The 25957-nt window shown below is 58.8% G+C and carries 22 protein-coding genes and 2 pseudogenes; 5 read left to right on the top strand and 19 right to left on the bottom strand.

The window, feature by feature from the left end; all coding sequences use genetic code 11:
• Positions 1 to 317 precede the first annotated feature (317 nt).
• The 9 genes from N6H05_RS02855 to N6H05_RS02895 all read right to left on the bottom strand — a co-directional run bounded on the left by N6H05_RS02855 (position 318) and on the right by N6H05_RS02895 (position 8307).
• Positions 318 to 803 carry a cupin gene (locus tag N6H05_RS02855; protein ID WP_284112623.1) on the bottom strand — a complete coding sequence of 162 codons (486 nt, stop codon included), beginning with the start codon at positions 801 to 803 and terminating at the stop codon, positions 318 to 320.
• Positions 804 to 1077: 274 nt separating this feature from the next.
• Complete coding sequence (locus N6H05_RS02860) at positions 1078 to 1266, bottom strand: hypothetical protein (protein WP_284112624.1); 189 nt, start codon at positions 1264 to 1266, stop codon at positions 1078 to 1080.
• A 114-nt stretch (positions 1267 to 1380) separates the two neighbouring features.
• Positions 1381 to 2445: an AI-2E family transporter gene (locus tag N6H05_RS02865; protein WP_284112626.1), complete on the bottom strand. Its 1065-nt coding sequence runs from the start codon at positions 2443 to 2445 to the stop codon at positions 1381 to 1383.
• A 115-nt stretch (positions 2446 to 2560) separates the two neighbouring features.
• Positions 2561 to 4780 (bottom strand): amylo-alpha-1,6-glucosidase, encoded by a 2220-nt coding sequence (locus N6H05_RS02870; protein WP_284112627.1) that lies wholly within the window; start codon positions 4778 to 4780, stop codon positions 2561 to 2563.
• A gap of 8 nt (positions 4781 to 4788) precedes the next feature.
• Complete coding sequence (locus N6H05_RS02875) at positions 4789 to 5883, bottom strand: glycosyltransferase family 4 protein (RefSeq protein ID WP_284112628.1); 1095 nt, start codon at positions 5881 to 5883, stop codon at positions 4789 to 4791.
• A gap of 161 nt (positions 5884 to 6044) precedes the next feature.
• On the bottom strand, positions 6045 to 6245 hold the full coding sequence (locus N6H05_RS02880; protein ID WP_284112629.1) for a hypothetical protein: 201 nt from the start codon (positions 6243 to 6245) through the stop codon (positions 6045 to 6047).
• Between the two features lie 57 nt (positions 6246 to 6302).
• The gene (locus tag N6H05_RS02885; RefSeq protein WP_284114153.1) at positions 6303 to 7019 is read right to left on the bottom strand and encodes a Crp/Fnr family transcriptional regulator; all 717 of its coding nucleotides are present in this window, start codon (positions 7017 to 7019) and stop codon (positions 6303 to 6305) included.
• A 387-nt stretch (positions 7020 to 7406) separates the two neighbouring features.
• Positions 7407 to 7697, bottom strand: coding sequence for a hypothetical protein (locus tag N6H05_RS02890; protein ID WP_284112630.1), 291 nt, complete (start codon positions 7695 to 7697; stop codon positions 7407 to 7409).
• A 58-nt stretch (positions 7698 to 7755) separates the two neighbouring features.
• Entirely contained in the window at positions 7756 to 8307 is a 552-nt protein-coding gene (locus N6H05_RS02895) for a type 1 glutamine amidotransferase domain-containing protein (protein ID WP_284112631.1), read from the bottom strand.
• A gap of 232 nt (positions 8308 to 8539) precedes the next feature.
• Here N6H05_RS02895 and N6H05_RS02900 point away from each other — a divergent pair.
• A pseudogene (locus N6H05_RS02900) lies at positions 8540 to 8761 on the top strand (sigma factor); the annotation flags it as partial.
• A 14-nt stretch (positions 8762 to 8775) separates the two neighbouring features.
• On the opposite strand, the gene tnpC reads toward N6H05_RS02900, so the two are convergent.
• Genes tnpC through tnpA form a run of 3 tightly spaced genes read right to left on the bottom strand, consistent with a single transcriptional unit; the run spans position 8776 to position 11134 of the window.
• On the bottom strand, positions 8776 to 10299 hold the full coding sequence (gene tnpC / locus N6H05_RS02905) for an IS66 family transposase (RefSeq protein WP_004209593.1): 1524 nt from the start codon (positions 10297 to 10299) through the stop codon (positions 8776 to 8778).
• Between the two features lie 32 nt (positions 10300 to 10331).
• On the bottom strand, positions 10332 to 10658 hold the full coding sequence (tnpB, locus tag N6H05_RS02910) for an IS66 family insertion sequence element accessory protein TnpB (RefSeq protein WP_206434212.1): 327 nt from the start codon (positions 10656 to 10658) through the stop codon (positions 10332 to 10334).
• A 26-nt stretch (positions 10659 to 10684) separates the two neighbouring features.
• Positions 10685 to 11134: an IS66-like element accessory protein TnpA gene (gene tnpA / locus N6H05_RS02915; protein ID WP_284110925.1), complete on the bottom strand. Its 450-nt coding sequence runs from the start codon at positions 11132 to 11134 to the stop codon at positions 10685 to 10687.
• A gap of 90 nt (positions 11135 to 11224) precedes the next feature.
• On the opposite strand from tnpA, the pseudogene N6H05_RS02920 reads away from it, so the two are divergent.
• Positions 11225 to 11656: pseudogene (locus tag N6H05_RS02920) on the top strand (sigma factor-like helix-turn-helix DNA-binding protein); the annotation flags it as partial.
• A 417-nt stretch (positions 11657 to 12073) separates the two neighbouring features.
• On the opposite strand, the gene N6H05_RS02925 reads toward N6H05_RS02920, so the two are convergent.
• A complete protein-coding gene (locus N6H05_RS02925) occupies positions 12074 to 13423 on the bottom strand; it encodes an IS1380 family transposase (RefSeq protein WP_502958942.1) in 1350 nt (449 codons plus the stop codon).
• A gap of 100 nt (positions 13424 to 13523) precedes the next feature.
• Positions 13524 to 14990 carry an alpha-amylase gene (amyA, locus tag N6H05_RS02930; protein WP_284112632.1) on the bottom strand — a complete coding sequence of 489 codons (1467 nt, stop codon included), beginning with the start codon at positions 14988 to 14990 and terminating at the stop codon, positions 13524 to 13526.
• 242 nt (positions 14991 to 15232) lie between these two features.
• Here amyA and N6H05_RS02935 point away from each other — a divergent pair, with 242 nt between their 5' ends.
• Positions 15233 to 15502: a hypothetical protein gene (locus tag N6H05_RS02935; protein ID WP_284112633.1), complete on the top strand. Its 270-nt coding sequence runs from the start codon at positions 15233 to 15235 to the stop codon at positions 15500 to 15502.
• 94 nt (positions 15503 to 15596) lie between these two features.
• Here N6H05_RS02935 and N6H05_RS02940 read toward each other — a convergent pair whose 3' ends face one another.
• From N6H05_RS02940 to N6H05_RS02960, 5 genes are all read right to left on the bottom strand, one after another.
• Positions 15597 to 15950 carry a response regulator gene (locus tag N6H05_RS02940; protein ID WP_284112634.1) on the bottom strand — a complete coding sequence of 118 codons (354 nt, stop codon included), beginning with the start codon at positions 15948 to 15950 and terminating at the stop codon, positions 15597 to 15599.
• Entirely contained in the window at positions 15943 to 19368 is a 3426-nt protein-coding gene (locus N6H05_RS02945; RefSeq protein WP_284112635.1) for a chemotaxis protein CheB, read from the bottom strand. Before N6H05_RS02945 ends, N6H05_RS02940 begins: the two co-directional genes overlap by 8 nt.
• Positions 19365 to 19922 carry a PAS domain-containing protein gene (locus N6H05_RS02950; protein WP_284112636.1) on the bottom strand — a complete coding sequence of 186 codons (558 nt, stop codon included), beginning with the start codon at positions 19920 to 19922 and terminating at the stop codon, positions 19365 to 19367. Before N6H05_RS02950 ends, N6H05_RS02945 begins: the two co-directional genes overlap by 4 nt.
• A 130-nt stretch (positions 19923 to 20052) precedes the next feature.
• Positions 20053 to 20547 carry a nucleoside deaminase gene (locus N6H05_RS02955; RefSeq protein ID WP_004209576.1) on the bottom strand — a complete coding sequence of 165 codons (495 nt, stop codon included), beginning with the start codon at positions 20545 to 20547 and terminating at the stop codon, positions 20053 to 20055.
• A 182-nt stretch (positions 20548 to 20729) separates the two neighbouring features.
• Entirely contained in the window at positions 20730 to 22874 is a 2145-nt protein-coding gene (locus N6H05_RS02960; protein ID WP_284112637.1) for a catalase, read from the bottom strand.
• Positions 22875 to 23125: 251 nt separating this feature from the next.
• On the opposite strand from N6H05_RS02960, the gene N6H05_RS02965 reads away from it, so the two are divergent.
• The gene (locus N6H05_RS02965) at positions 23126 to 24976 is read left to right on the top strand and encodes an ATP-binding protein (protein ID WP_284112638.1); all 1851 of its coding nucleotides are present in this window, start codon (positions 23126 to 23128) and stop codon (positions 24974 to 24976) included.
• 124 nt (positions 24977 to 25100) lie between these two features.
• Positions 25101 to 25949, top strand: coding sequence for a transglutaminase-like domain-containing protein (locus N6H05_RS02970; RefSeq protein ID WP_037509486.1), 849 nt, complete (start codon positions 25101 to 25103; stop codon positions 25947 to 25949).
• Positions 25950 to 25957: the final 8 nt, after the last annotated feature.

Below are 25957 nucleotides of genomic sequence, written 5' to 3' on the forward strand. Positions count from 1 at the left end.
AATGGCGCCACCCATGGCGACATGTTGGCCGGTTAAAGATCGGGACGAAATATTGTCGTCGGACCGCTGCAGTTCTTCGGCGTCCGCAAAAATGGCCAGGTGTGGCAATGGAGAGGGTGGCGCCTCAACGAAGTGCATTAAGGGGTAAGATTGCATCAGGCCGGTCTCCATGACGCAGTGAACGCTTAAAGATTTGAAATGGTCCATTCCGTTCGCGAACTTCGTGACGGTGAAGGATGTCAGGCTACGTACAGATTATGTGCCGATTTGCGCTGGTCTCGTTGCATTGCCTGCATGCTGCCGTGAGGAGCCGCCTCTTACGGCGGAAAAGTTTTGCTGCCGGTGACCGGATCATATTCGGGCAGCGGCAGGTTGCTGATTCGATCCAGCATGCTCTGGCTCGGCGCAACGCAACAAATATCCCAGATCTGCCCGACAGGATAAGCGCCTACTGCCAGAAAATCCCGACTCTGCTTGACTGCGCGGTGGCCGGTGCCAGCCGGCAGCATCAGCGCATCGCCAGCTGCCACCGCAATTTCAAATCCGGCTGATCCCCCAAGTGCGAGAGTGGCATGACCCGAGGCCATTCCCAGCACTTCATGCGCAGTGGAGTGATAATGATCATAATCATAGATCTTGTCACGCCACTCAGGCAGCCAGCCATGGCTCGCAAATCGTGCCTCGAAGGCCTTGGCCAGATCCATCCTCTCACTTGGCTCCACGCCGAGGTACAGCCCGACCGGGATGGCGGAATTATTGGGCACCCAACCATCCCGCGAGAAAAGGATCGACTTAAAGATCATGCCTTTTCCTTGACGTTTTCAAGCTGTGATGAACGAGTTTGATCGACACTGGCTCATATCGCAGCCCCCTCCCTAGCTGCGGCGACGGGTCGCACAGTCGCGCTGCGAGGGGACTGCATCCAATGGCATTGTAAGCCGTGATATTCATCTCATGGGCGATCGATATGGCCGCAGATTTCGGTTCGAGTTTTTCCGCGACTCGCGTCTGCGGGGACAGCATCGCGAACGACCGGTGCATGCGGGAGAGCGAGATCGTGGCAGGCTTCCAGTCGCCTCAAAGGGCCATCTCGACAATATCCAGGCGATTGTCCTGCGCGTAGATCATCGCAGCCTGCAGGGCGTCCATGCGCGAGGTATAGCCTCTGTTGTCGAGATTGAGGACTGGGTCGCCCGGTCGGCCGCTCTCGGCGCTGATATGCCAGCGGCCCTTTTCCTGCCTGATCGCAACATATCTGAACATCATCGAAGATCCTGCAAGACGCGCCACTGGTTCGACGACAATGCGGCAATCGCCGGTTCGTTCCCGCGGGTCGATCTTGTGTTCATGGGGGCTGTACGGAATCCAACAATTCCCTGCTCAGTCTCGCGTGGAAGCGGCTTTCTGCTCTGCCAATATATCCCATCCCGTCAGGAAGAAGGCCGCAGCAATCGGCCCCACCACGATGCCGCTGAGCCCAAGCGTTTCGATACCGCCGAGGGTTGTCACCAATATGAGCCAGTCCGGCAGACCGGTATCTCGACCTACGAGCATGGGCCGCAGGAGATTGTCGACAAGACCGATCACAAAAACGCCGGAAGCTACCACGATGACGGCCTGCCAAAAATCGCCCGTAGCAAGCAGATAGGTCGCTACCGGCAGCCATATTATCGCAGGTCCGATCGCTGGTAGCAGGGCGGCAATCGCCATCAGCACCCCCCATAGAAGGGCGGCAGGCATGCCTACTATCCAGAAAGTTGCTGCGCCCAGCATGCCTTGCGCCAGGGCGACAATTCCCGATCCCTTTATGGTCGCTCGCACGACGATCACGAAGCGGGTTGCAATCCGATCGGCTATGGTCGGTTCAAGCGGCAGTCTTGTGATGATCTGCGACGCTAACGCCTCCCCATCGCGCAGGAGAAAGAAACTCACATAGAGACCCACCCCAAAGGAAAGCACGAAAGCTGCTGCGTCCGCGCCTATGGTCAATGCGCGCTGCGTCAATATGCTCGCGCTGTTGCTCAATGCCTGAGAGATCTTGGCTTGTGCCCGCTCAAACGTGCCAAAACCGGCATTCTCGACCCAATGCTGTAAGCGCATGGGCAAAGCAGCATGCACCTGACCGAAATAGGTCGCAAAGTCGATCTGGCCACTTCTGATCTTTGCGTAGACGCCGCTTGCCTGCTCGATCACGAGGCTCCCGATTATCAGGGCCGGCATGATGACAGCTATGATAATGATGAGCAGCGTCAAAGCCGCCGCCATGTTGCGTCGCCCGCGACAGTCGAACAGGATACGTCTGTAAAGCGGCTGAAAGAGCAAGGCCGCCAGAGCAGCCCACAATAATGCCGAGATGAAACCGGAAACAATCAGACCCAGCCCGAGCGTCGAGATGGCGATGAAGAGGATCAATCCTCCATTGTCGATACGCTCGCGCGGAATCATCCAAATTCCGATCGTTCATTGCTGATGTGCTGAACGGGACCAGCGCCCTGTGCGTGGGTGCAATAGTCGGCCGCTGCTATCCGGCTCAGCTGTACGCGCTCCCAGGACTGGCTCATCACGCTATACTGACGATCCTCACCTGACTGTCCCGATGCTGCGGTTTGACGACCACCGTATCTCCCAGCCGCTCAAGCATGATATCCGCCTCAGCCAGGCCCAATGGCAACGCCTTTATGAAAAGGCGGTCGAGAAATGTCGGCAAGGTGGGTTGGCGGAAAATGATTTCGCTGGACGAGACGTCGAACGACAGTCCAAGACTGGCCTGGATCAGCGACAGCGGGGCCGCCGCCGACCATGCCTGGGGGCTGCAAGCGACCGGATAAAAGGTCGGGCCCTGGGAGCGTCGTCGCGGGAAACCGCAGAACAGTTCAGGCAGCCGCATGAGATCAACATAGGTTGCAGCGGCAAAGAGTCCCTCGAATATCTGCGCCGCTTGACGCTGAAAGCCATATCGCGAAAAGCCTGCGGCAATTAGCGCATTGTCGTGCGGCCAGATTGAGCCATTATGATAGCTCATGGGATTGTAGCGTTTTTCGGTCGACGCGATCGTCCTAACGCCCCAGCCGGAAAATGAGGCGGGCGCCATCAAGGTTGCCACCACCATGGGCGCGCGCTCTGGTCGAGCCAGGCCCGTGTAAAGGACATGGCCTGCGTTGGAGGAACGAACCCGGCAGGGCTGCTTTTGCCCATCGAGCGCGAGCACATATGTCCCTAGGTCCGCGTCGAAGAAAGACGCGTCGAAACGCTGCTGCAGATCGACAGCCCGGGCGAGATAGGTTTCCGAGCGATCCAGATCGCCCATCGCACGATAGATGATTCTTGCCGCCTGCCACGCGCCATAAACATAGGCTTGAACTTCAGCCAAAGCGATCGGGCCTCGGGCGATACTGCCATCGGCATGGAAGATGGAATCATGGCTGTCCTTCCAGCCTTGGTTCTGCAGGCCCTGATCCGTCAGGCGTCCATATTCAACGAAGCCGTCGCCATCGCGATCGCCATGGGTGTCGATCCATCGCAATCCAGCCTCGATATTGGGTAACAAGCCAGCGAGATATTCAAGGTCCCCGGTGCGCTCCAGATAGGCGCCGGCCAGCATGACGAAAAGCGGCGTGGAATCGATGCTGCCATAGTAATGACGGAAAGGAACCTCCCCCAACTCGGCCATTTCGCCGTGCCGTACTTCGTGCAGAATTTTACCTGGCTCGGCATCAGCTGTCGGGTCGAAATCCGTCGCCTGATGCGCAGCGAGATATCCCAGCACGCCTCGGCTAATGTCTGGGTCCATCCAGATCGTCTGAAGGGCGGTGATCAGGGCATCCCTGCCGAAAACGGTGCTGAACCAAGGGATGCCCGCATAGGGATAAGGCCCAAATTCTGTATCGGTGGAGAGCATCGAGATGTCGGAAACCGAACGCCGCGAAACGGCATTGAACAAGTCATTGGACGATTGCATCGAAGCACCGCGGCGTCGCGCATGCTGAAGCGCACGCATGGCCTCGCGCAGGGATTTTAGAAATAGCTTGGGCAGGGGTTGATCGACCTCATTCCTATGTTCGCAGGAGATACGTGCGAACAATGTGGATCGACTGCCGGGGCCAACAGTGACTTCAAAAAGCGCCTGCTCCGCCGTCAGTTGCGCGGGTGCGGGATCAAAATGGAGATGTGTCGAGCGTTCAAGGTCATCGCGTCCTCGATAGCCCAGCAGGACATCGGCGTCTCCGACCTGTGGCTCGTGCATGGTGCCGCGGCGCAATCTGGTCATGCCACGTATCTCGAACAGATCCGCGAAATCGGAAGCGAAGGACAGGCCTACCGACACCCAACGCTCTGCAGTGTCGAAATTGCGCACAATGATGCGTTCATAGATCGCGCCGTCCCATAGAAAACGGCTGCGACGCAGGTGGATCAGATCATGCTCAACCTCTACGCGCCCGTCCTCACCAAGGAAGTCCGGGTTGGCCAGATCACAGGTCAACATCGCATTGTCGTCCCGCAGCGCCGAACTCAGCAGGATCGGGCGCATGCCATTGACCGTGAGGTACAGGTGCGAAAGATGGCGCGTATCGCGATGGTAGAAACCCTCGTGACTACCAGGCCCGGATATGGCGTCGCCGCTGTGATCAAAGACAGCAAAGCTGTCTCCATGCTTGAGTGTGCGTGGGCGACGTTCATGCAACGAGGCGGTCGCAGGAATGAAGAACTGGGTTTGCGTCTGCGACAGCGCCTGTCCCCCTGCAATGCCCGACACCCCTGGCTGCGATTGGGTCTGCGACATGGCGACTCCTATGCGACGATCTGCAATTCCGATTCTTCGCCGCGCCGGCGACGCAGCCAGGCTGCGTCGGTGCGCGCACCGGGCAGTCGATGATATAATGCGGCATAATCGGCAGCCATCCTGTCAGCCGTGAACCGTGCGTCGAATACGCCGCGCACCATTTTGCGCTCGAGGTGACGAATTTGTTTCACCGCTTCGACAGCTTCGTCTTCGCTGTCGACGATGAAACCGGAGCGCCCATCTTCAATGACCTCCGGAACCGATCCGCAGCGGAAGGCGATGACCGGAGTTGCGCAAGCCATTGCTTCGATCATAACCAGTCCGAAAGGCTCAGGCCAGTCGATCGGAAACAGCAAGGCGCTCGCACCACCGAGGAAATCGGCTTTCTGTCGCTCGTTGATCTCGCCGATGAAGCGAATATTGGGATATAGTTTGACAAGAGGCGCGATTTCTTCCTCCCAATAGGCGCGGTCGACCGCATCGATTTTTGCGGCAATTCGCAGTTCCATGCCGGCTCGGGCTGCGATGCGAATAGCGCGGTCCGGTCTCTTCTCGGGCGAGATACGCCCGAGAAAGGCGAGATAACCTTCATTTTCGCCAAGGCTGGGGGCCAGAAGGTCGGCCGGGAGACCGTGGTAGATGGTCGCGCCCCAATTGACCGGGGGCATGGGTTGCCGTTGATGATCAGAGATCGAAACCAGGCAGTGATCGCCAAAGCAGCGATAGAATGGCGGCAGATCAGGCAGGTCCAGCCGACCATGTAATGTCGTCACGGTGCGTCCGATAAAATCCTGGATCATCGGCAGATGCAGAAGATCTATATGGAAATGGAGCGCGTCAAACTCGTCCGCCCGTTTCCGCACCGCATCAAGCATCATCATATGATAGGGGATCGTGTCGACGATGCCCGGGGTCAGTCGCAGCGCCGCCGGCGTGATCGGAACAAGCTCGGCCGAAGTCTGCGAATCGCCGCTGGCGAACAGGGTCACCTCGTGCCCCTGATCCACCAAAGCTTCGGTGAGATAGGAGACGATCCGTTCGGTACCCCCGTAAAGCTTGGGCGGTACACTTTCAGCCAGGGGAGCGATTTGAGCGATCTTCATGCGGCTATCCTCTAACGGAGATAGGCCTCGTTCCTCCCCCAGCGCACGAGCCGCAAAGTAAAGCCGCATGAATGGCTAAAGTTGCATTGCGGAAACAATAAAAATAAAGAGCAAACCCGAAATGATCTAAATGATTGATATAAATCAATACGATCTTATCGTCATTCTTCCGCAAAATCTTCGGTTTGTCCTTTTTCCAGCTGTTCGCGCGCCAGTTCTGCGGCACGCAACAGAGAAAGACCCGTCCCCTCCGCTGCACTGGCTGTCAGTGTTATTGCGATGCCGTTGGGACCATCCAGCATGATCAATCCGGCATGGGCTGAGGCAATGCCAGCTTCTTCATGGATACCCGGGGTTGGCATATCTTCTTCGCTCCTTCTCCACGCCCCGACAACGACAGGCTGGCAAGGGCGGTTCCGTCAATTCTGCGCTTCGAGGAAAAGGTAAGCGGGATCAAATTCGCCCAACCGCGCCAGGCCTTTTCGATCACGAATTTGAACATCATGGCGATGCATCGCCAGAAGGTTGCGGTCTTTGAGATCCCGCAGCATCCGGTTCATATGAACGGACGTAATTCCGCACGCCTCTCCCAGATCGGCTTGTGTCATCGGAAGGATGAAATGCGATCCATCGCTTCGACCGATCGCGCGCAATCTCGCTTCCGTCTCGCAGAAGAAATGGCTGACCCTCGCGATCGCATCGAGACGGCCGAGGCGAAATATCCATTCGCGATGCATCGCAGCATCAAGGAGCGTGCTGAACCAAAGCAATTTCGTGAGCGCCGGACGCGTCGCAACAAGATGATCGAGCGCAACATGGGGCACCAACGCTACCCGACAGGCGGTCAAAGTCGCGAGGTCATGATCAAGATGACCAAGCGGGTAGCCATGAAGGTCGACGAAATCGCCGGCCACATGCACCGCAACAAGCTGTCGTTCCCCCTGCCGATCATCCATGTATCGGCACATCACGCCTTCGATGAGATAGGTGCTTGTGGTGATATTTTGATCGCGAGAGATGAAGGTCTTGCGCGGAGGCAGATTTCGCACGTCAGCTACCGCAGCTTCAAGCGCTTCGAGATCCTGGGCACTCAGGAGGTCACGCCTTCGACCTCGCAGAAAGTCGGCAAACACCATCATCATGTCCAGCATTGCAAAATGGATGATCAACGCATTCGCACATCACCCGACAAGGGTCGAGTGCAAAGGATCACTCACGCTACGCACAAGCGATCCTGCCGAGATTCGCGCGAACCGGATCGCGGTCGCCACGGTCAGAAGGTCACCGGTGCATCACGCGGGAGCCGCAACGAAAGCCAAACACTAAAAACCCTGCATCTTTCGATGCAGGGCTAGGGGGGCCGCAAGTCAATGACTTACCCGACGATAACTTCTCAATGTCCGCTTTGTATCCGAAGAATTGCGCTCACTCGAAATTTTCTGGTCAAGCCGCACGCAGGCAGTCGCATCCTTGCCTAAAGATCGCTCTGCCTTGGTCATTCGCAAGCTCCAGCGTGTCTCTCTTCAGGAGGCGTCGGGACTAACGATATCAGCCAGCTTTCGCGTATGTTTGTAGCTCACCGCAGGGCTATTCGTTGCCATGGATGGTTTTGTCCTGCAGGCAGATTGCGCATTTTGCGCCACCGTTTTTTCGAAGGTCCGCTTGAGCAGCCAACCCACCGCGAAGGTGACTGTCGCAGTGACAGCGGCACGCGCTGCGGTTTCTGCAATTCCGATCTTCACCGCGTCCTGCATCGCCTCATCACGAGACTGGCCAAATGCCCGCCCCTGTACGGCCTTTTTACGAAAAATCATCGATCCTCACCCTATTGAAAATTGGCGGCCACTGTTCGCCGCCCGTTCCAGAAAACGTTCAAAGCGATGACGCGTTTGCAAATGCGTCGACGAGCGCAGCACAAAATGCCGGCAGATCATCAGGACTGCGACTGGTGATACACTGACCGTCGATCACGACTTCCTCATCCACCCAATGACCGCCGGCATTTTCGATGTCCGTCCTGATGGAAGGATAAGAAGTAAGCGAATGACCGGGGGCTATCTTGGCTTCGATCAGAAGCCAGGGCGCATGACAAATAGCTCCGATCGGCTTACCCGCATCGAAGATTGCCTCGACAAAGGATATCGCTTCGGGGCTGGCACGCAATTTGTCAGCACCCACACTGCCACCGGGAATGACCAGGCCATCAAATGATGCAGGATCAGCGTCAGAGAAGGTCATGTCGACGGCATATTCGCCACCGGGATCAAGATCATGAACATTGGTGCGTGCCTGGCCAGATTGAAGGCCGATCACTTGAACGCGCGCGCCCGCCCTCTTCAAGGCGTTCATCGGCTCCAGAAATTCGACTTCTTCCGTACCGCGCGGAGCGATGAGAAGGGCGATCGTGCGGTCGCTGAGCGACATGGCGACTCCTTTGGAAATAGTTTTTCTGACTGGGTCAGATGAAGGGGTAACGGCCAGAGGCCCTGCAGGATCCGATCGCCCCGCAAGCATGCGCCTCGCACCGGCTTTGCCATGGCCGACAGGCGGCTGGCGCAGAGGCGGACAGGTCTTCGCCCTGCCGACCCAAGTGGAACAGATCGTCAACCACCCCGTTATCAGACACAGCGCTACATCATCGTCACGAAGGGCCCTTATGACGGCAACGCAAATCGCCGAGACTCCGCACAAGCTGACTGACGCAGCTTTCAAGCGGGAACTCACGCTGGTCCTGCCGCAACTCAGAGCTTTTGCCCGCAGTCTGTGTGGCGATCGCGATCTTGCCGACGACCTGGTTCAGGAAACGATGCTGAAATCCTGGAGCGCTCGGGGGCGGTTCATACCCGGCACCAATTTTCGTGCCTGGACGTTCACTATCCGTAAGCGGTGTTCTCAGCCCACGGTGGTCCAAGGCATGAGTTCGGCGACGCCGTTCGCAGGATGACCGTTGGCCAGGCTGTTCAGCGTATCGGTCAGCCAGATGTGCGGGTTGATGCCGGAGAGCTTGCAGTTTTCGATGAGCGTGGCGATCACCGCCCAGTTGTCGCCGCCTTCGTCGGAACCGGCGAACAGGGCATTCTTGCGGTTCAGCGCGAGGGGCCGGATAGAGCGTTCGACGGTGTTGCTGTCGAGGTCGATGCGGCCATCCTCGAGGAAGCGTGACAGCCCATCCCAGCGGGTGAGCGCGTAGCGGATCGCTTCGCCGAGCTTGCTCTTGGCGCTGACCTGGCGGATGCGGGCCTCGAGATACTGGCGAAGATCATCGACGATGATGCGGCTGCGGTCATGGCGAACAGCCCGGCGTTGCTCCGCCGATAATCCTCGCGCCTCATCTTCGATGGCATAGAGCAAGGCGACGCGACGCAGCACTTCCGTTGCCACCGGCGAGTTGTCGGCCAGCTCGTAGAACTTGCGCCGGACGTGTGCCCAGCAAAAAGCGAGGCTGATCTGCTGGCGGCGCCTGGCGAGCGCGGCATAGCCGCCATAGCCATCGACCTGCAGGATACCTGCAAAATCACCGAGATGCGCTTCTGCCCGTTCGCCCTTGCGATCGGCTGCATAGACATAGGCGACCATCGGCGGATCATCGCCGCCCCAAGGTCGGTCATCGCGGGCATAGGCCCATAGCTGGCCGGTCTTGGTTCGCCCACGCCCCGGATCGAGCACCGGCGCCGTAGTCTCGTCCGCAAATAGTCGTTCTGATCGTCGCAATCGCTCAAGGATGTGATCGCGCAAGGGGCGCAGATACCAAGCTGCCCGTCCGACCCAGTCTGCCAGGGTGGATCGATCAAGCTGGATGCCTTGCCGGGCGTAGATCTGCGCCTGGCGGTACAGCGGTAGATGATCGGCGTACTTGGCGACCAGCACCTGGGCGATCAGCGCTTCGGTGGGAATGCCGCCCTCGACGATCCGCGCCGGTGCCGGGGCCTGCACAATGGCGCTCTCGCACGAGCGGCAACCGTAGCGCGGGCGGCGGGTGACGAGGACACGGAAGGTCGTGGGCACGACGTCGAGGCGTTCGGCTACATCCTCGCCGATCTGGTGGAGCGCGCCGCCGCAGCACGGACAGGCCTTGTCCTCGACATCGACGACCTGCTCGATCCGTTCGAGATGGGCAGGGAGCGAACCGCGGTTGCTCTTGCGGGGGCGCTCGGCGGGAGTCCGGCTTGCCTTGTCCCTGGCATGCTCGGCTTCAGCCAACGCCGTCTCGACTTCTTCCAGCGCAAGCTCGAACTGATCAGGATCGAACTGCTCTGACCGGCGTCCAAAACGGTGGCGCTGCAGAGCCTCGATGATCGCCTTCAGGCGTTCCACATCAGCCTGGAAAACCTTGAGCGTGTCGAGCTCGCGGGCCTGTTCGAGGACGAGCGCACGCAGCGCTTCAACGTCGTCGGGGAGGTCCGCTTCCATGAGCATGGCAGGCAGTGAATCAGTAGGCGAAGGCCCCGTCAACCGGCAATCTGCGGGACAATGGGACGGCGTCCACCGTGCACTCTGCGCCAGTCCAGACCCTCCAGAAGGGCACCGAGTTGCGCCGAGGTCAGGCGCATCACGCCGTCCTGGATGCCCGGCCACTTGAAGCCACCGGTCTCGAGCTTCTTGGCCATCAGACACAGGCCCGTGCCGTCCCACCAGACCAGCTTGATCCGGTCCGAACGCTTCGCCCGGAACACGTAGATCACGCCCGAATAGGGATCGCCGCCGTACTCGGCTCCGACCAGCGCGGCCAGGGCGTCAGGTCCCTTGCGAAAATCCACCGGGCGCGTCGCGACCATCACGCGCGCGCCAGCCCCAGGTCCTATCATCGCGTCGCCTTGAGCGCTTCGATCACCGCGGCAATCACACCGACGTCGGCACTGCGGCCGATCTTCACTGCCACACCGTCGATCTCCAGCTCGACAGCTGCAGCTGCTGCGCAACGTCGACGGCGGGGACGCGTGGGAGCAGGACCGGACACCGCGCTGGGCTCGATTACGGCAGGCACGAACGCGACCGCTTCCGGCTCTTCCGAAGGCAGGATCCCCCCCTTGGCCTCGAGCTGCTTGCGCAAATCCCGCCGCCACGCGTAAACCTGAGAGGGATCGAGCCCATGCCGGCGAGCCACGGCACTGACCCCGTCCCGGCCCGAATAGCACTCTGCAACAATCGAGGCCTTCACTTCGGGCGGCCACTCTCGCCGCTTGCCCGCGCCCGTAAACACCTCGAACCGCTGCGCGCCCTTGCTCACAGGATCATCACCCGAGATTATCATAGTAGCAGCGCACTCCAGCCCAATCAGGGCGCGGAAACTCGGCGCTACGCTTCAAACGCGCAAGGTGGGGGCAGAACAGCGCTTACCACTATCCTGCGCAATCACTATTTCAGCCTCAGCCGGCGCAGCAAATTTGTCGGGGCGTGGGACGATCTTGTCGCAGACAGACTACTTGCCGCGCCCGCGGAACAGTTGAAGATTGTCGAGCTATCCGATGTCGTGCGCGCTCTTGCGCAGATTCCCGTTCCTCAACGTGAGGCACTCATATTGGTCGGGGCGGGTGGCTTTTCCTACGAGGAAGCCGCGACCATCATGGGCACTGCGATCGGTACTGTCAAAAGCCGCGTTGCTCGTGCTCGCACGGCGCTCGAAGCTTTGATCAACGATGGCCAATTGGCCCAGTCCCGATCGGAATTCGAAGCCGATGAGAATGTGATAAACCTGTTTTCTGTCATCGATGCCATTGAAGATCGACAGTCGGCTGGAGAGCCGCTTGAGGCTATGACCCGTCTCGTTGCCTGAAGGGCTGCATTCACTTGGCCGGGCGATGCAGAACGCGCTTTTTCGTCTACGACGACTCGCCAGAGTTAAGCTGACCGCCGTCGCGCCAATCCTGAACCGGCGCCGCCAGCCTCTCGGTTCGTTCAAGATGCACCTTGTCCTGAATTGAGAGAAATAGGCTGCCACAAGAGCCGAAGGCCGTGGAGGCAAATTCCGCAAATTGCGTTATGTGCGAACCCAAAGACTGATCGAGCCGCCGGGCACCTTAACCCGGCTTATTCATGAGCCCGCTGCACTGGGGTATTTCGGGTTTGGTGGGTCGGTTGCCGCGTGATCTGGGCGAGCGCCAGCGCCGGCGTTTTTCACCGCAGCAGGAGCAAAGGGCTTTTCGAGGTTGATGGACGAGGGCTCGGGCTTTCGGCGGCACTGCCGCACTGGCTATGTCGGTGCTGGCCGGAGACTGGTGGCGATTGCTTTGAACACGTCGGCCTCCGGGCAGGCTGACGCGAAGGCGAGACGGATACGCGAGGAGGTTTCGATGACGCGGGCAGCCACCTTGAGCAGCCGCAAGCGTAGCGTTGCGAACTCGGCCGTGGCCAGCGCGGTGGTCTTGGGGATCGCCTGCTGGACGCGCCACAACAGCCAGTAGGCGGCGGTGTGTAGGATGAGGCGCATTTGATTGGCATTGGCTGAGCGGCACGAGGTGCGATCGCTGGCGAGTTGAGCCTTGTGGCGCTTGATCAGGTTTTCGGCTTGGCCGCGCGCGCAGTAAAGCGTGTCGTAGATATGCTCGGCCGAGCCTTCGGTCAGCGAGGTGACGACGTAGCGGATATCCATGCCCAGCGTGCTGGCCTCGATCCGGGCGACGACGCGGCGCTGGCAGTTCCAGCTCTTTGCGCCGTAGTGCGTCTCGGCATAGTTGCGCAGGACCGGATACTGGGCCGTGGCCCGCTTGACCGCGCAGGCGTCTGCGATGGCAACGATGACCGGATCAGCACGTAGCGCGGCATTGGTCGGCAAGCCGAACACGTAATCGACGCGGTGGGCCTCGCAGAAGGCCATGACTTCGGGGCGGCCATAATGCCCGTCGCCGCGGAAGGTGATGTGCGTTTCTGGCCAGTACCGGCGGATATGACGCACCAGGCGCCGGATGTGGCCGGCAGCTTCGGCGCCTGACGGCGTCTTACCGGTGCGCAGCAGCATCGCGACCGGACGACCGGTCGCGGTGTCGTACACATGGATCGGCAGGAAGCAGCGCTCACCGTGATGCCCGTTCCAGAAGGACAACTGCTGATAGCCGTGCACGACATCGCAGGTGTCATCGATGTCCAGCGTCACCGCCACTGGTGGAGCCGGATAGCTGGCGCAGTAGACGCCGATCATCTCGGCCATCATCCTGGCCAGCTCACGCGTGGTCGGAGCATTCTCCCAGCGGCTCATCGTCGGTTGGCTGGCAAGCCCCGCGCCCGATCCCGGCAACTTGCCCAGCGCCAGGCGGAAGCCCGGATCGTCGCGCAGGGCGTCGAGATCATCGGCATCTTCATAGCCGCACGCGATCGCGAACACCCGGGCACGTAGGATGTCATCGAGGCGATGGATCACCCGCGTCGGGTCACGCGGATCGGCAATGCAACCCGCAAGCCGCCGGCAGAGCCCCATCGCGCGCTCGGCCTGCGCAAGCAGCAGAACGCCGCCGTCCGAGGTCAGTCGGCCACCGTCAAACGCGGCTGTGATCTTCTTCCCGCCGACCGCTGGGAATCGGAATGAAGTTGCGATATCGTCTTTCATGGCGGGTGTGGCCTGTGGCATTTTCTGCCCTGCAGCAGGGCCGGCGTAGACACCCAGTTCCTAATTCAGATCAGAGGCTTATGCCACTCCCGCCAACCCTTCAGGCCCCCGTCGGTGAATAAGACGGGTTAAGGATGATGCTTCCGTTTTCATCAGCGATTATCTCTTCATCATGATGGCCCAGAAAATCATGGAAAGATGCGCCTGCATGCTCCGGTCCGAGCTGGACCGATTTGCTCGCCTCTTCGGCATTTGACACAAGCAGGACACATCCTGGCTGATCCTGGGTGCCATGGCGTATGACACCGACACAATGTGGATCATCAAACAGATCACTTTGCGGACCATGGGCATAGAGTTGCCGTGCTCTGAGCAACTGGGGCAGACATGCCACCGGCTCGATGACGATCTCATGCGCCTGACCATCGCCGCCTTGATCGGCATATCGTGCGCCCAAGAGATCGGGATAGAAGATGCACGGGGTGCCCTGTTCGCGGATCAGGATCAAGGCATAGGCCAGGGGTTTGAACCAATCCTCCACGGGTGCTTCAAGAGCCTGGAGCGGTTGGGTGTCGTGATTGCCGACGATCGTTACCGCATGATCCGGGGCGGCATGCAGCAGCGAACCATCGAAGATCGTTCGCAGGTCAAAATCGCCGCCGGCTCGGGCCGCATCGTGAAAACGATGGAGAAGGCCGACATCGAAAAGCATGAGTTGGCGATCGACCATGTCCAGATATGCTTGCAGGACCGTCATGTCGGGATGCCAATATTCGGCGACAACAAACAGCGCGTCGCCGACGCTTTCGCGCATGTGCCCTACCCAGTCGCGGAAAAACCATGCAGGGATATGCTTGGCTGCATCGAGACGGAATCCGTCGCAAGGCAGTTGCTCAGACAGCCATCTGCCCCAATATTTGAGCTCTTCATAGACCGCCCGGTTCCGAAACTCGACGTCTGATCCCATCAGATAGTCAAAATTGCCCTTTTCGTCATCGACCTCGATATTCCATTCCCCATCACCATATTCATTGACGAGCCGGAACACGCCATCTTCGTCCGGTTCTTCGATATGGTCGACGCCGGTGAAGCATCTGGCGTCCCAGACAAACTCTGAATAGCGTCCCTGGCGTCCAGGAAAGACGTAGCGGGTCCAGGCGCGAGCCTGGAATGCTTCGTCTTCCACTTCGTCCCGATTATCGGGATTGGCCCTGCGAACATGGACCGTTTCCATCTCGTCCGCGCCCATTTTATGATTGAAGACAACGTCATGAATGACGCCAAGGCCAGCGTCGTGCAGTGCATGCGTCGCCCGTTCCAGCGCAGTTCGATCACCATATTTGGTGGCGATGGATCCTTTTTGATCGAATTCGCCCAGATCAAAAAGATCATAGCTGTCATAGCCTACGGAATAGCCGCCTGCAGCCCCTTTATAGGCCGGGGGTAGCCAGACGTCCGTCACACCCAACTCCTTGAGATCCTCCGCTTTTTGAGCGACCTCGCCCCAGAGCTGGCCTCCATCCGGATAGTACCAGTGGAAAAACTGAAGCAGCGTGCGTCCGGCCATGAAAGCTCCCGTTCCAACATGAATTGCTGCCGCTAAACGAGCGCATGGGGCAGTGGTTGCAGAGGCCGATTTGCTTGCCGATTTCGCGCGGGGCGCTTCGCGACGGCTGCACAAATTCGAGCCATAGAAAGCGCGCGCCGCTTCCTCATGATCCCCGTTTGGGGGCTGCAAGACTAGAAAATCCGGAACCACAGCGCTCCACCGGAGATTAGAGCGACTATGGAGAAGTGAGAGGAAGCATCATGTGGATATTCGTCCTGGCTATCGCGGCATCCGCGCAGCCGCAGGCCACGACTATGCAAGGCAATGGTCACCACGCGAATGATGAGCGGCGCACGCAGGAGCAGCAGCCCAAAGACCATCCGATCCACGGCCAGAAAGAGCAGGAGGGGCAGCCCGCCGACCGCGCCCAGGTCGAGCGCACGGGACCTCAGGAGGATCGGAATGCTGACGGAGCCTTGATGCCCGGCGCACCAGGAACGAATAATCCGACCATCCCCGACGACGCCTGAAAATCTCCGCCTTCATGGACATCTTGCGAAGGCCTGAGGCGCGCGGTCAGGTGCTGCGCGGAAATAGTGTCGGAGCGCTACGCAAAGATTGGGCTCATTCGGCGAGCAGCTCGAGTATCGTATCTCTCAGGGCTGCAGGCGAACAGGGCTTCTCGCACACCGCAGCCTTGGAATAGCGCCGTTTGAGATCCGATGCGTCGGCATGCCCGGAATGGAATATGATCGGAACGCCCGCCTTTTCGAGCAAATCAGCCGCAGGCAAAACCTCCCCATCCTGCAAACGCACGTCGAGCACAGCGCAGGACGGCAGTTGGGCAGTCACAGCCGCGACAGCGTCCTTGACAGAGATGTAGGGGCCGTCGACCGAAAAGCCCTGAGCTTCAATGATGTCCTGTACATCGAAGGCAACCAGGAGCTCGTCTTCAACCAGCATGATTGTCTTAGGCATCGGCCAGAACCTTGTCCGGCAGGGTAAGGCTTATCGTGAACATGTCGTCGCGAATTTCTCTTTCCACATGGCCGCCCAATTGTCGGGATGATGTCTGGACCAGCAGAGTGCCAAATCCGCTCCCAACATCGCCATCCTCGCTCAGTCCGTCCCTGCGTGTTTCGCCCCACGTCAACTGGAGGTCATGGTCAAGTTTCCAAACGATGTTCAATCTCCCATCGGAGGCGCCCAGAGCCCCATATTTGACCGAATTGGTCGCCCATTCATGCAGCATCAACGCCAGGGACGAGAGGCAGGAACGCGCGATGAGGATTTCAGGTCCACTGATCGAGATTGCTGCATGATCCCGATAGGGTTCGATGGTTGTCCGAACCAACTCTTCCAGATTGATGGCCTGGACTTCGCCAGTTGGCGAAGCAAGGGAATGCGCACGTCCCAGGGCTGCAATACGCTCCCTCAGATCGGCGGCGTAAGCGCGCACATCATCATGAATCCGCGCGCCAGCGGAAACCATTCCCCCCACGATCGCGAAAAGATTCTTCACGCGATGATTCATTTCGCGCAGCATCAGTTCACGCGTCTCAGCGAGCATATATTCCGACGTTACATCGATAGAGACGCCGACCAGATGGCGGACTGAGCCATCGCTCACGATCCTGCCGAAACTCTTGATGCGACGCGTTTGGCCGTTCTCGACGACGCGATAGCTCGCTTCGAAATCGCCCCCTTGCGCGATAACTTCCGCCAACGCTGCATCGAAAGCTTCACGGTCGTCGGGATGCAGTCGCGCCAGGCGCCGGTCACCATCGGTTGAAGCGATGTCGGGCGATATTCCCAGGATGGAACGCCCATGGTCGTCGATGATCGCCTCGCCCGTGTCGACATTATATTCCCATGTTGCAACGCCGCCGGCCCGAATGGCCATACCAAGGCGCTCACGTTCGGCCGCAAGATCGCGCTCGAGAGACAATGCGTCAGTAATGTCCGTAAGGACGAGCGTCGCGCCGTCCGTCGATCCGCTCTGGGTTCTGTAAGGCAATGTTCGAAGCGAAAGGGTTCTCGCGCCATCGCGGGTCGTGACACGCCGCTGGATCACAGGATGCCCCTCTGACACGGACCGTGCATCATCAAGATAGAGCGTCCCTGCAAGGCGTGACGTGACATCCTCCAATGGTCGTCCGCGGTCGCTGGGCTGAAGCGGAAAAAGGGCCGTCGCAGCTTCGGTGTAGCTCCTGATCTGAAGTTTTCCATCGAGCACAATCACTGCCAGATCGGTCGACTCGAAAAAATTTCGAAGGTCGGAATTTGCAACAGTCAGCTGGTCAACTTTTGATTTCAGCTCATCATTTACGGTCGTGAGCTCCTCGTTGGTGGACTGAAGCTCCTCATTCATCGACATCATTTCTTCGTTGGAGCTTTTCAGTTCCTCATTCGCCGTCTCCAATTCTTCGACAGCGGTACGCAGGCGGTGCCGCGTGACACGAAGCTCGTCCTCCAATGCGTCGAGATGATCATCGCTTGCGTCCAGTTCGCCGACATCCTGATCAAGCGCTGGGCGGAAAGGCGCCGTGTCGCGGAAAACGAAAAGCAGCGTGCCATCAGTCAGTGGATCGCAGATGACATCGATCTGCTGCAGGCCATATTCGGACATGACCTGCACATCACGCGCAACGACCCGCTTTCGACTGTCGCGCGCCTCGCGCAGTAGCGGCCCAAGAACGTTGCGAAGCCCAGCGCGGGCGAGACCAATCGCGCTCGAGCCTCCCGTCCGTGTGACCGGAAAATCAAAATAGCGGCCGAGCCGACCATAGGCAGAGATTATGGCGCCATCCTGATCTAGCACGAGACTAGCGGGCGTATAACGCTCGACGAGGCGACGGACCGCCATGGTCTCATCGCTTGCCGACCGACCCGACGGCCTGTTGCCGGAACCTGTTGCGGGTTGATCGCGAAGCCTGCCGCCACCCGGCAGATCGATCGGATAATTGGGTGGCCCAGGCGCGCGTTGGAAAAGGCGCGCCTGTTGATCGATCGCGGGGAAGAGATGCTCGAATCTCCCGACACTTTCGGACGGTCCAAGAAACAGATATCCATTTGGCCGAACAGCATAATGCAGGATCGGCATGACCGTCTGCTGCAGCCGATCATCGAAATAGATGAGAAGATTGCGACAGGAGACCAGATCGATGCGCGAGAAGGGCGGATCCTTGACCAGGCTATGACTAGAGAAGCGGATCATGTCCCGCAATTGGGGAACGATCGTGAATCTTTCTGCGTGAGGGATCGCATATTGCTCGCGCAGCGTCAGCGGAATATCTGCAAGCGCAGACGCAGGATATACTCCTTCGCGCGCAATCTGCAGCATCTGCTCATCAATATCCGTAGCGAAAATCTGCACGGATGCCGGCAGAATATTTCGCTTCCGCGCAGCTTCGGCGAAGAGCATCGCAATGCTGTAGGCTTCCTCGCCAGAGGAGCAGCCTGGCACCCATACCCTGATTTCCTCGCCATCGGCCTGATCGACCAGCGGCTCGATGACCGTGATCCTCAGACGCTCGAACAGATCTGCGTCCCGGAAGAATCGGGTGACGTTGATCAGGAGATCACGGAACAGCGCCTCGCATTCGTCCCTGTCGCTTTTTATCCGCGAAAGATAGCTGTGGCCTGACGTGATCCCCAGCACATGCATGCGCCGTTCGACCCTCCTGATAAAGGTCGTGCGCTTGTAACCCGAAAAATCATGGCCCACGGCAGTCCGCAGGGTCTTGCACAGATCATCGACATGATCGGCGACCAGAGCAGCTTCCCGCTCGGGTGTTTCGGCCGTGGCGCGGTGCTGGAAAAATCCTTCCAGGCACTGGATAATCTCGCTGGGACGTTTGACGAAATCGACCAGTCCGGTTCCCACAGCGGACAGCGGCATGCCATCATATTTGGCCGTTTCAGGATCCTGCACGACACACAGCCCGCCATTTTCCTTCACGGCACGCAAGCCCATGGTCCCGTCAGCCCCGGTGCCTGAAAGTATGACGCAGGCGGCGTCCGCCTGCTTGTCCGACGCGAGGGAGATGAAGAAATCATCTATGGGTCTGCGAAGACCGCGGGGCTGCGCGAAGTCGGTCAGTTCCAACATGCCCTCGCGTATGACCAGTCCGCGACCGGGAGGGATGATGTAAACCTTGTCCGCCTCTATCTGCTCACCACCCTCGCACTGGAGAACTTCCAGGGGCGTGTGGCGGTCCAGCAATTGCGCCAGCATGCTCTCATGATTGGGATCAAGATGCTGAACGATGACGAAGGACATGCCGGTCTGGCCACGGGCTGAGGCCAGCATTTCTCGCAGGGCCTCAAGTCCACCCGCCGAAGCGCCGATGCCCACGATCGGTAACCGGCTGAGGCTAGCTGTCTCACCGCTCAAAGGAAATCGCCATTGTCCAGATCGGACAATATGAGCTTGGCCTGCGCTATGGTGGCCACCGTATTCGCGATTGTCATCAGCGAACCTTCAACCACGATCCCGCTTTCTTCGAGGACCGGACTCAATCGGTCAAGCGTACGCTCAAGGTTGAGATCATAGTCCGCCAGTCGATCCGGCTGGGTGCGACTGACATCGAATTGAGACGCAAAAATATAACGCACCTGGCCCGACTGAGCGCGAAGTTTCGTCATGTAGAGAAGATTGACGAAGGGGCGCCCGTCCTTCCGGAAATTGACGATGGACGTCCGCACGTTCGCCTGCCCATCGTCCTGGAGGAAAGACCGTATTTGCGCGCGGGCCTCTTCATTACGGCTGCGTCCCTGCAAGAACCTGCAATTGCGGCAGACGATCTCGCTCGTCGCATAGCCGGTCAGGTTCCTGAAGCCCTCATTCGTCAGCAGCAGCTCATGATCGCCCTCTGCGCGGCCGAGCGACAAAGCCACAGGCGAGCTGTCAAAATAGGTTGCCAGCTGCTCTGGGAGGATTGCGCGCATCAGAACTCCATAAGTTGATCCGCACGCACAACGCCCGGCCCTTTCATCGGCTCCGCGATACCCTTGGCTTATCGGCGAAACAAGCCGACACGATTGAGCCATGCCGCCATCTGGGCAGAAAATGATGATGTTACAGGTTGGCCTGTTCCTCCTCCGAAAGATCTGCGTCAGGCGGGTAGTAAAGTTCAGCGCATTCCGCGCGCAGGCATCCCCCCTCTATCGAGATATCATCGCGATAGGCTTCTGCTACGAAATCCAGCGTGTCGACATGTCTTGCCTCGAAATACATCTGATGAACATCATGCCTTCCGGCGCCATACACGACCCTTCCGACCTTTGCCCAGATCGATGCCATCGTGCACATTCCACATGGCTGAAGCGTCGAATAAAGCGTCGCGCCGCGCAGCTCCATGTCACCGCTATTCTCGCAACCGCGCCTGATCGCCATCATTTCTGCATGGGCTGTCGCGTCGGGTAACTCCTGAGTCTGATTGCGTTCGCCGGCGATCATCCTCCCATCCAGCACGATCACGCAGCCCAAAGGGGAGGTCGAAGGATCAGACCCTTTTGAACGCGCAATCGCGATAGCCTCGCGCATCCATGCTTCGTCTTCGGGCTGAATCATCTGGTCCTCCTCGTCCTGACGCGTTCGTCAGGACTGCTAAGATGTTGGCGCCGCGCAACGACCTCATGTCGGCGCCAGCTTCTTTGGATGTGCCAACGAAATGAATCTGTCGTCCCGGACAGCTCAGCACAGAATTGTCCGCATGCGCACTAATGGCGCGCATACGGACTTAGTAGCTGATCTCAGGCGAGATCGCGGATTTTCGGCTCTCGCGCCCAGTGCCGCTTGGGGCCCTTGTCGAGCAGCATCTCGTTTGGAATGACGCCGTCGTCCTTTTCCACCCCCGCCTTGTCGAGGATGATCTGCGTGCCGGGGCAATGGGCGATGGTCTTGCAGTGGCCATAGGCGTCCATGAACCATTGGACCGCAGCGCCTTGCTTCGACAATATTTCCGCGCTTTGCGGCATCAGCACGGAGGCAATCGCATCGAACAGCACGGAGGGCGAGCCATCGAGCTTGCCGTCCGCTTCGAGCGTTCCGCCCTTGACCTTGAGGGGACCAATTTTGGGCGCAACCAGAAAGACGCTGCCGCCTGCTTTCTCCACGCCCGTCTTGAGCTTCTCCACCATCGCCTTGTCGGAGCCTTCGGCAAACAGAATTCCGACCTTGCGGCCGGCAAAGCCATCCTTGGCATTCTTCTGGATGGAAAGAGCGTCGGAGACGGGCATCTCCACAAGGTCTTGGGCTGCTGGCGCCTTTTCAGGCAGAGCGATCGACAGCCCGTCGGCGACTCGTTGCGCCAGATCCTCGTCAATGTTGCGCAGACGCGAGAGAACCCGAAGCCGCACATGGGGCATCGCCACCTTCGACAACTCGAAGACAATGGCCGATGCGATGTGCGCCTGCTCATTCTGGGTCTGCGACAGATAGAACATCCGCGCCTGACTATAATGATCGGCAAATGTTTCGGCACGTATCCGTATCTTGTCAGCGGGGTCGTTGCGTTCGCCATTATCGCTAAAGGATGTGAACCCGGTTTCGAGCGCAACGCGCGGACCACTATCCTCGCCCGCCTCGTTCAGGCTGTTCGGCTCATAATTGGCGCGTCCCTTGGGGACCAGCGTCTGCATCAACCCATCGCGCTGCATATTGTGGAAGGGGCATTTGGGCGCATTGATCGGGATCTGATGGAAGTTGGTCGTTCCCAAACGCGACTTTTGCGTATCGAGATAAGAGAAAAGCCGCCCCTGGAGCAGGGGGTCATTCGAGAAGTCGATGCCTGGAATGACGTTGCTGGGCAGGAAGGCAACCTGCTCTGTCTCGGCAAAGAAATTGTCGACATTGCGATTGAGCGTGAGGCGCCCGATGATCTCGACAGGAATATCCTCTTCCGGGATCAGCTTGGTTGCGTCCAGCACATCATAGGGCTGCTCTGCCGCCCAAGCCTCATCGAAAATCTGCACGCCCAGATCCCAGGCGGGATAATCGCCGCTGGCAACGGCTTCGTACAGATCGCGGCGATGGAAATCGGGGTCGGCGCCTGCCGTCTTCACAGCCTCGTCCCAGACCTGGGACGCAACACCCAGAACCGGCTTCCAGTGGAACTTGACGAACTTGCCGTCGCCATCTTGATTGATGAAGCGGAAGCTGTGGACGCCAAATCCTTCCATCATCCGCAACGATCGAGGAATGGCCCGATCGGACATGGCCCACATGATCATGTGCATGCTCTCGGGCATGAGCGATACAAAATCCCAGAACGTGTCATGGGCGCTCGCAGCCTGGGGATAGCCCCGATCCGCTTCCATTTTCACCGAATGGATCAGATCAGGAAATTTCATCGCATCCTGAATGAAGAATACCGGGATGTTGTTGCCGACCAGATCCCAGTTGCCGGCTTCCGTGTAGAATTTCACAGCAAAGCCGCGCACATCGCGCGGTGTATCAACGGAACCCGCGCCACCGGCCACAGTGGAGAAACGAACGAACACAGGGCAGCTCGCACCCTTCTTCTGGAAAATGCTCGCTTTGGTCACATCGGGAATGGCCTTGGTGCACTCGAAAATCCCATGGGCGCCAGAGCCGCGCGCATGGACGATCCGTTCAGGGATGCGTTCATGGTCAAAATGGAAGATTTTCTCGCGCAGGACGAAATCTTCCAGCAGCGTGGGACCGCGAGCGCCCGCCTTCAGACTATTCTGATTGTCTGCGATCCGATGCCCGAAATTGTCTGTCAGGGCATCACCGGAGCGCTCATCCTGCAACCTCTGCTGCGTCTCTCCGCCTTCTCCGACCATCGTCTCATAATCGGGACTTCCAGCTCCGGGCTGGTGATCGGCAAGACCATTTTCCAGAGCAGCATCACTCTTGGGACCCGAAGCGGCCATATCAACTCTCCCTGACGCGCATGATAGGCTGCGATTGTCGCAGCAGACAGAACTCTAACCGGAAGCAGGAGGCTGGGTTCCGGCGGGAGGCGAGAAGATGCCCAGGACCAATCTGGATCAATATGAATCTTCCACAATGACCGCGCGGCACTGGCGCGCGTGATATCTGCGGCCAGAACTCGCCGGAACTTTTCGTGCATATGCCTCTTTTGGCGTGAAGCGCGGCCGATGATGGCGGCATGGGAGCCATAATGACTGTCACTTATCGAGGGCCGCAGATATTGCCGCGTGGGTCGCAAGTTCAGGGCCCGGCCAGGGAGCCATCCGATATCGAGTTGCTTCACGCGATCAGCGTTACGCTCATCGCCGAGAATGATCGGTTCGAACTCTATGGCAAGATCGTGGAGGCCGCTGTTGCCATCACCGGCTCCCAGTTCGGGACGATGCAACTCCTTTGCCCCGCCGATGACCCTTCGGGACATGGGGGACAACTCCAGTTGCTGGCGCACAGAGGTCTGCCGGCCGAAGCGGTCGGGTTCTGGCAGGGGGTCAGTCCAGCAGCCTACAGCAGTTGCACGCTAGCCCTGAAAATGGGTCAGCGCGCCATTGTTCCTGATTTCGAGAAATGGGCCGATATCGCCGGGACTGCCGACCTCGATGCGTTTCGCGCCGCGGGCATCCGCTCGGCTCAGACCACGCCGCTGCTTTCGCGCACCGGCCGCTTGCTCGGCATGATCTCCACCCATTGGGATCGTCCGCATCATCCTTCCGAGCGGGACCTGCGTCTGCTCGATATCCTCGCCCGGCAGGCCGCAGACCTTCTGGAGCGGACCATCGCGGAAGAACAGCTGCGCCTGCTCAATGACACGCTGGAGGCGCGTGTCGAGGAGCGTTCGCGCGAACTGTCCTCGGCTCAGGATCAGCTTCGGCAACTTCAGAAGATGGAAGCGATCGGGCAACTGACAGGCGGTGTTGCGCACGATTTCAACAATCTTCTCACCATCATCCGTGGGTCGGCCGACCTTCTCGCGAGCCGCGAGCTGCCGCGCGAAAAGCAGAAGAAATATATAGATGCCATCTCGGAGACCGCGGACCGTGCTGCGAAACTGACGAGCCAGCTTCTCGCTTTTGCGCGCCGCCAGGCCCTTCGACCAGAGACGTTCAATGCCGCGCGCAAGGTTGAAGCCGTTGCGGATATGCTTCGAACGGTCGTGGGTTCGCGCATTGCCCTTGTTGTCGACCCGATCTGCACCTCCTGTTTTGTCGAAGTCGATGCGAGCCAGTTCGAAACCGCGTTGATCAACGTGGCGGTGAACGCACGGGACGCGATGAACGGAGAGGGACGGATTACCCTTTCGGTTGAAGCGGCAGGATCAATCCCGGCCCGCGGCGGCCTCGCGGCTGCCAGGGGCGATTTCGTCAGGATTTCCGTGACGGATGAGGGCACGGGCATGAGCGAAGGGCAGATAGAACATATATTCGAGCCATTCTTCACGACCAAGGAAGTGGGCAAGGGTACGGGTTTGGGACTGAGCCAGGTCTATGGCTTTATCAAACAGTCCGGTGGCGAGATCGACGTTGCAAGTCGGCTGGGTATCGGGACGACGTTCAGCCTCTATCTGCCGCGGGCTGCCGCGCCACATTACCTGGAGGATGTCACGCCGTCAGGACGTTGCGCCATCCAGCATGCGAATATTCTGATCGTCGAGGATAATGAGCCGGTCGGAGACTTCGCTTCGCAGCTCCTCGAAGATCTTGGTTACAAGACATGGCGTGCGGCCAATGCTCCTGAGGCGATCGCGGTGCTTGAGCGGTCGCACGCCAATATCGATATCGTTTTTTCAGATGTCGTCATGCCCGGGATCGATGGTCTGGAGCTTGGGCGCCAGATCCGGGCGCGCTGGCCGGAAATTCCCGTGGTGCTCACCAGTGGCTATAGCCATGTCCTGGCTGATGATAGCCGCCATGGCTTTCCACTTTTGCACAAACCCTATTCGGTGAATGAACTGTCCCGACTGTTGGGAGAGATATGCATCGGCGAAGAACGAAAGCGTCAGTCGTCAATTCCTTACCCTGACACCAATTATTGCAAAGATAATTGAAGAGAATATCTGTTGATCAAATAATGAAGGTTCAACATTCGTCTGATGATGTCTGGACGAATAAACCATCGAATGAATTATTAATTTTCATGCCTAGATCGCGCCTCGAATTGGAAAGGCAGTTATGCTCATTCGTGCTGGCTATGAACTGGTCTTGGAAACCGGTGCTCCTACGCCGTTAATTTCCCTCCTCACGATCCGACCGTCCAGGTTTCCCGATCTTCGCACCCCCCACAGGATCAGGACAGGCGCGCCGATCCCGACCCATGATTACCGTGACAGCTTTGGCAATATCTGCACACGCATGACCCTGCCGGCAGGTCGCACCACCCTGTCATGTGACTTCACGATTGCCGATAGCGGCCTGCACGATCGCCAAAGTCCATCGGCAGTCCAGCATGAAGTTCGGGATTTGCCCTCGGACGTCCTCATCTATCTCATGGGCAGCCGCTATTGCGAGACCGATCTCCTCTGCCAGAAAGCCTGGTATCATTTCGGCCATATCGCGCCCGGGTGGCAGCGTGTGCAGTCCATTGTCGATTTCGTGCACCAGCATCTGACCTACGGATATCAATATGCGCGATGCACCAGGACCGCTTGGGAGGCATATAATGAGCGGGTTGGCGTATGCCGGGACTTTGCCCATCTTGCAGTGGCCCTATGCCGGTGCATGAACATTCCGGCACGATATTGCAGCGGATATCTTGGCGATATCGGCGTCGATCCGGTTGATGTCCCAATGGATTTCCACGCCTGGTTCGAAGTGTATCTGGGTGGTGAGTGGCACAGTTTCGATGCGCGGCATCATGTCCCTCGCATAGGGCGCATCCTGATGGCGTGCGGACGCGACGCAGCCGATACCGCTTTGACCACGGCGTTCGGTCCGATGCGACTGGCCTCGTTCAAGGTTCATACTGATGAGGTGATCCAGACCGGACAGCATGTCGACACCCCGCTGACCATCGCCGCCTGACAAGGCCC

It is taken from the genome of Sphingobium sp. WTD-1 (assembly GCF_030128825.1).
Lineage (GTDB): Bacteria > Pseudomonadota > Alphaproteobacteria > Sphingomonadales > Sphingomonadaceae > Sphingobium.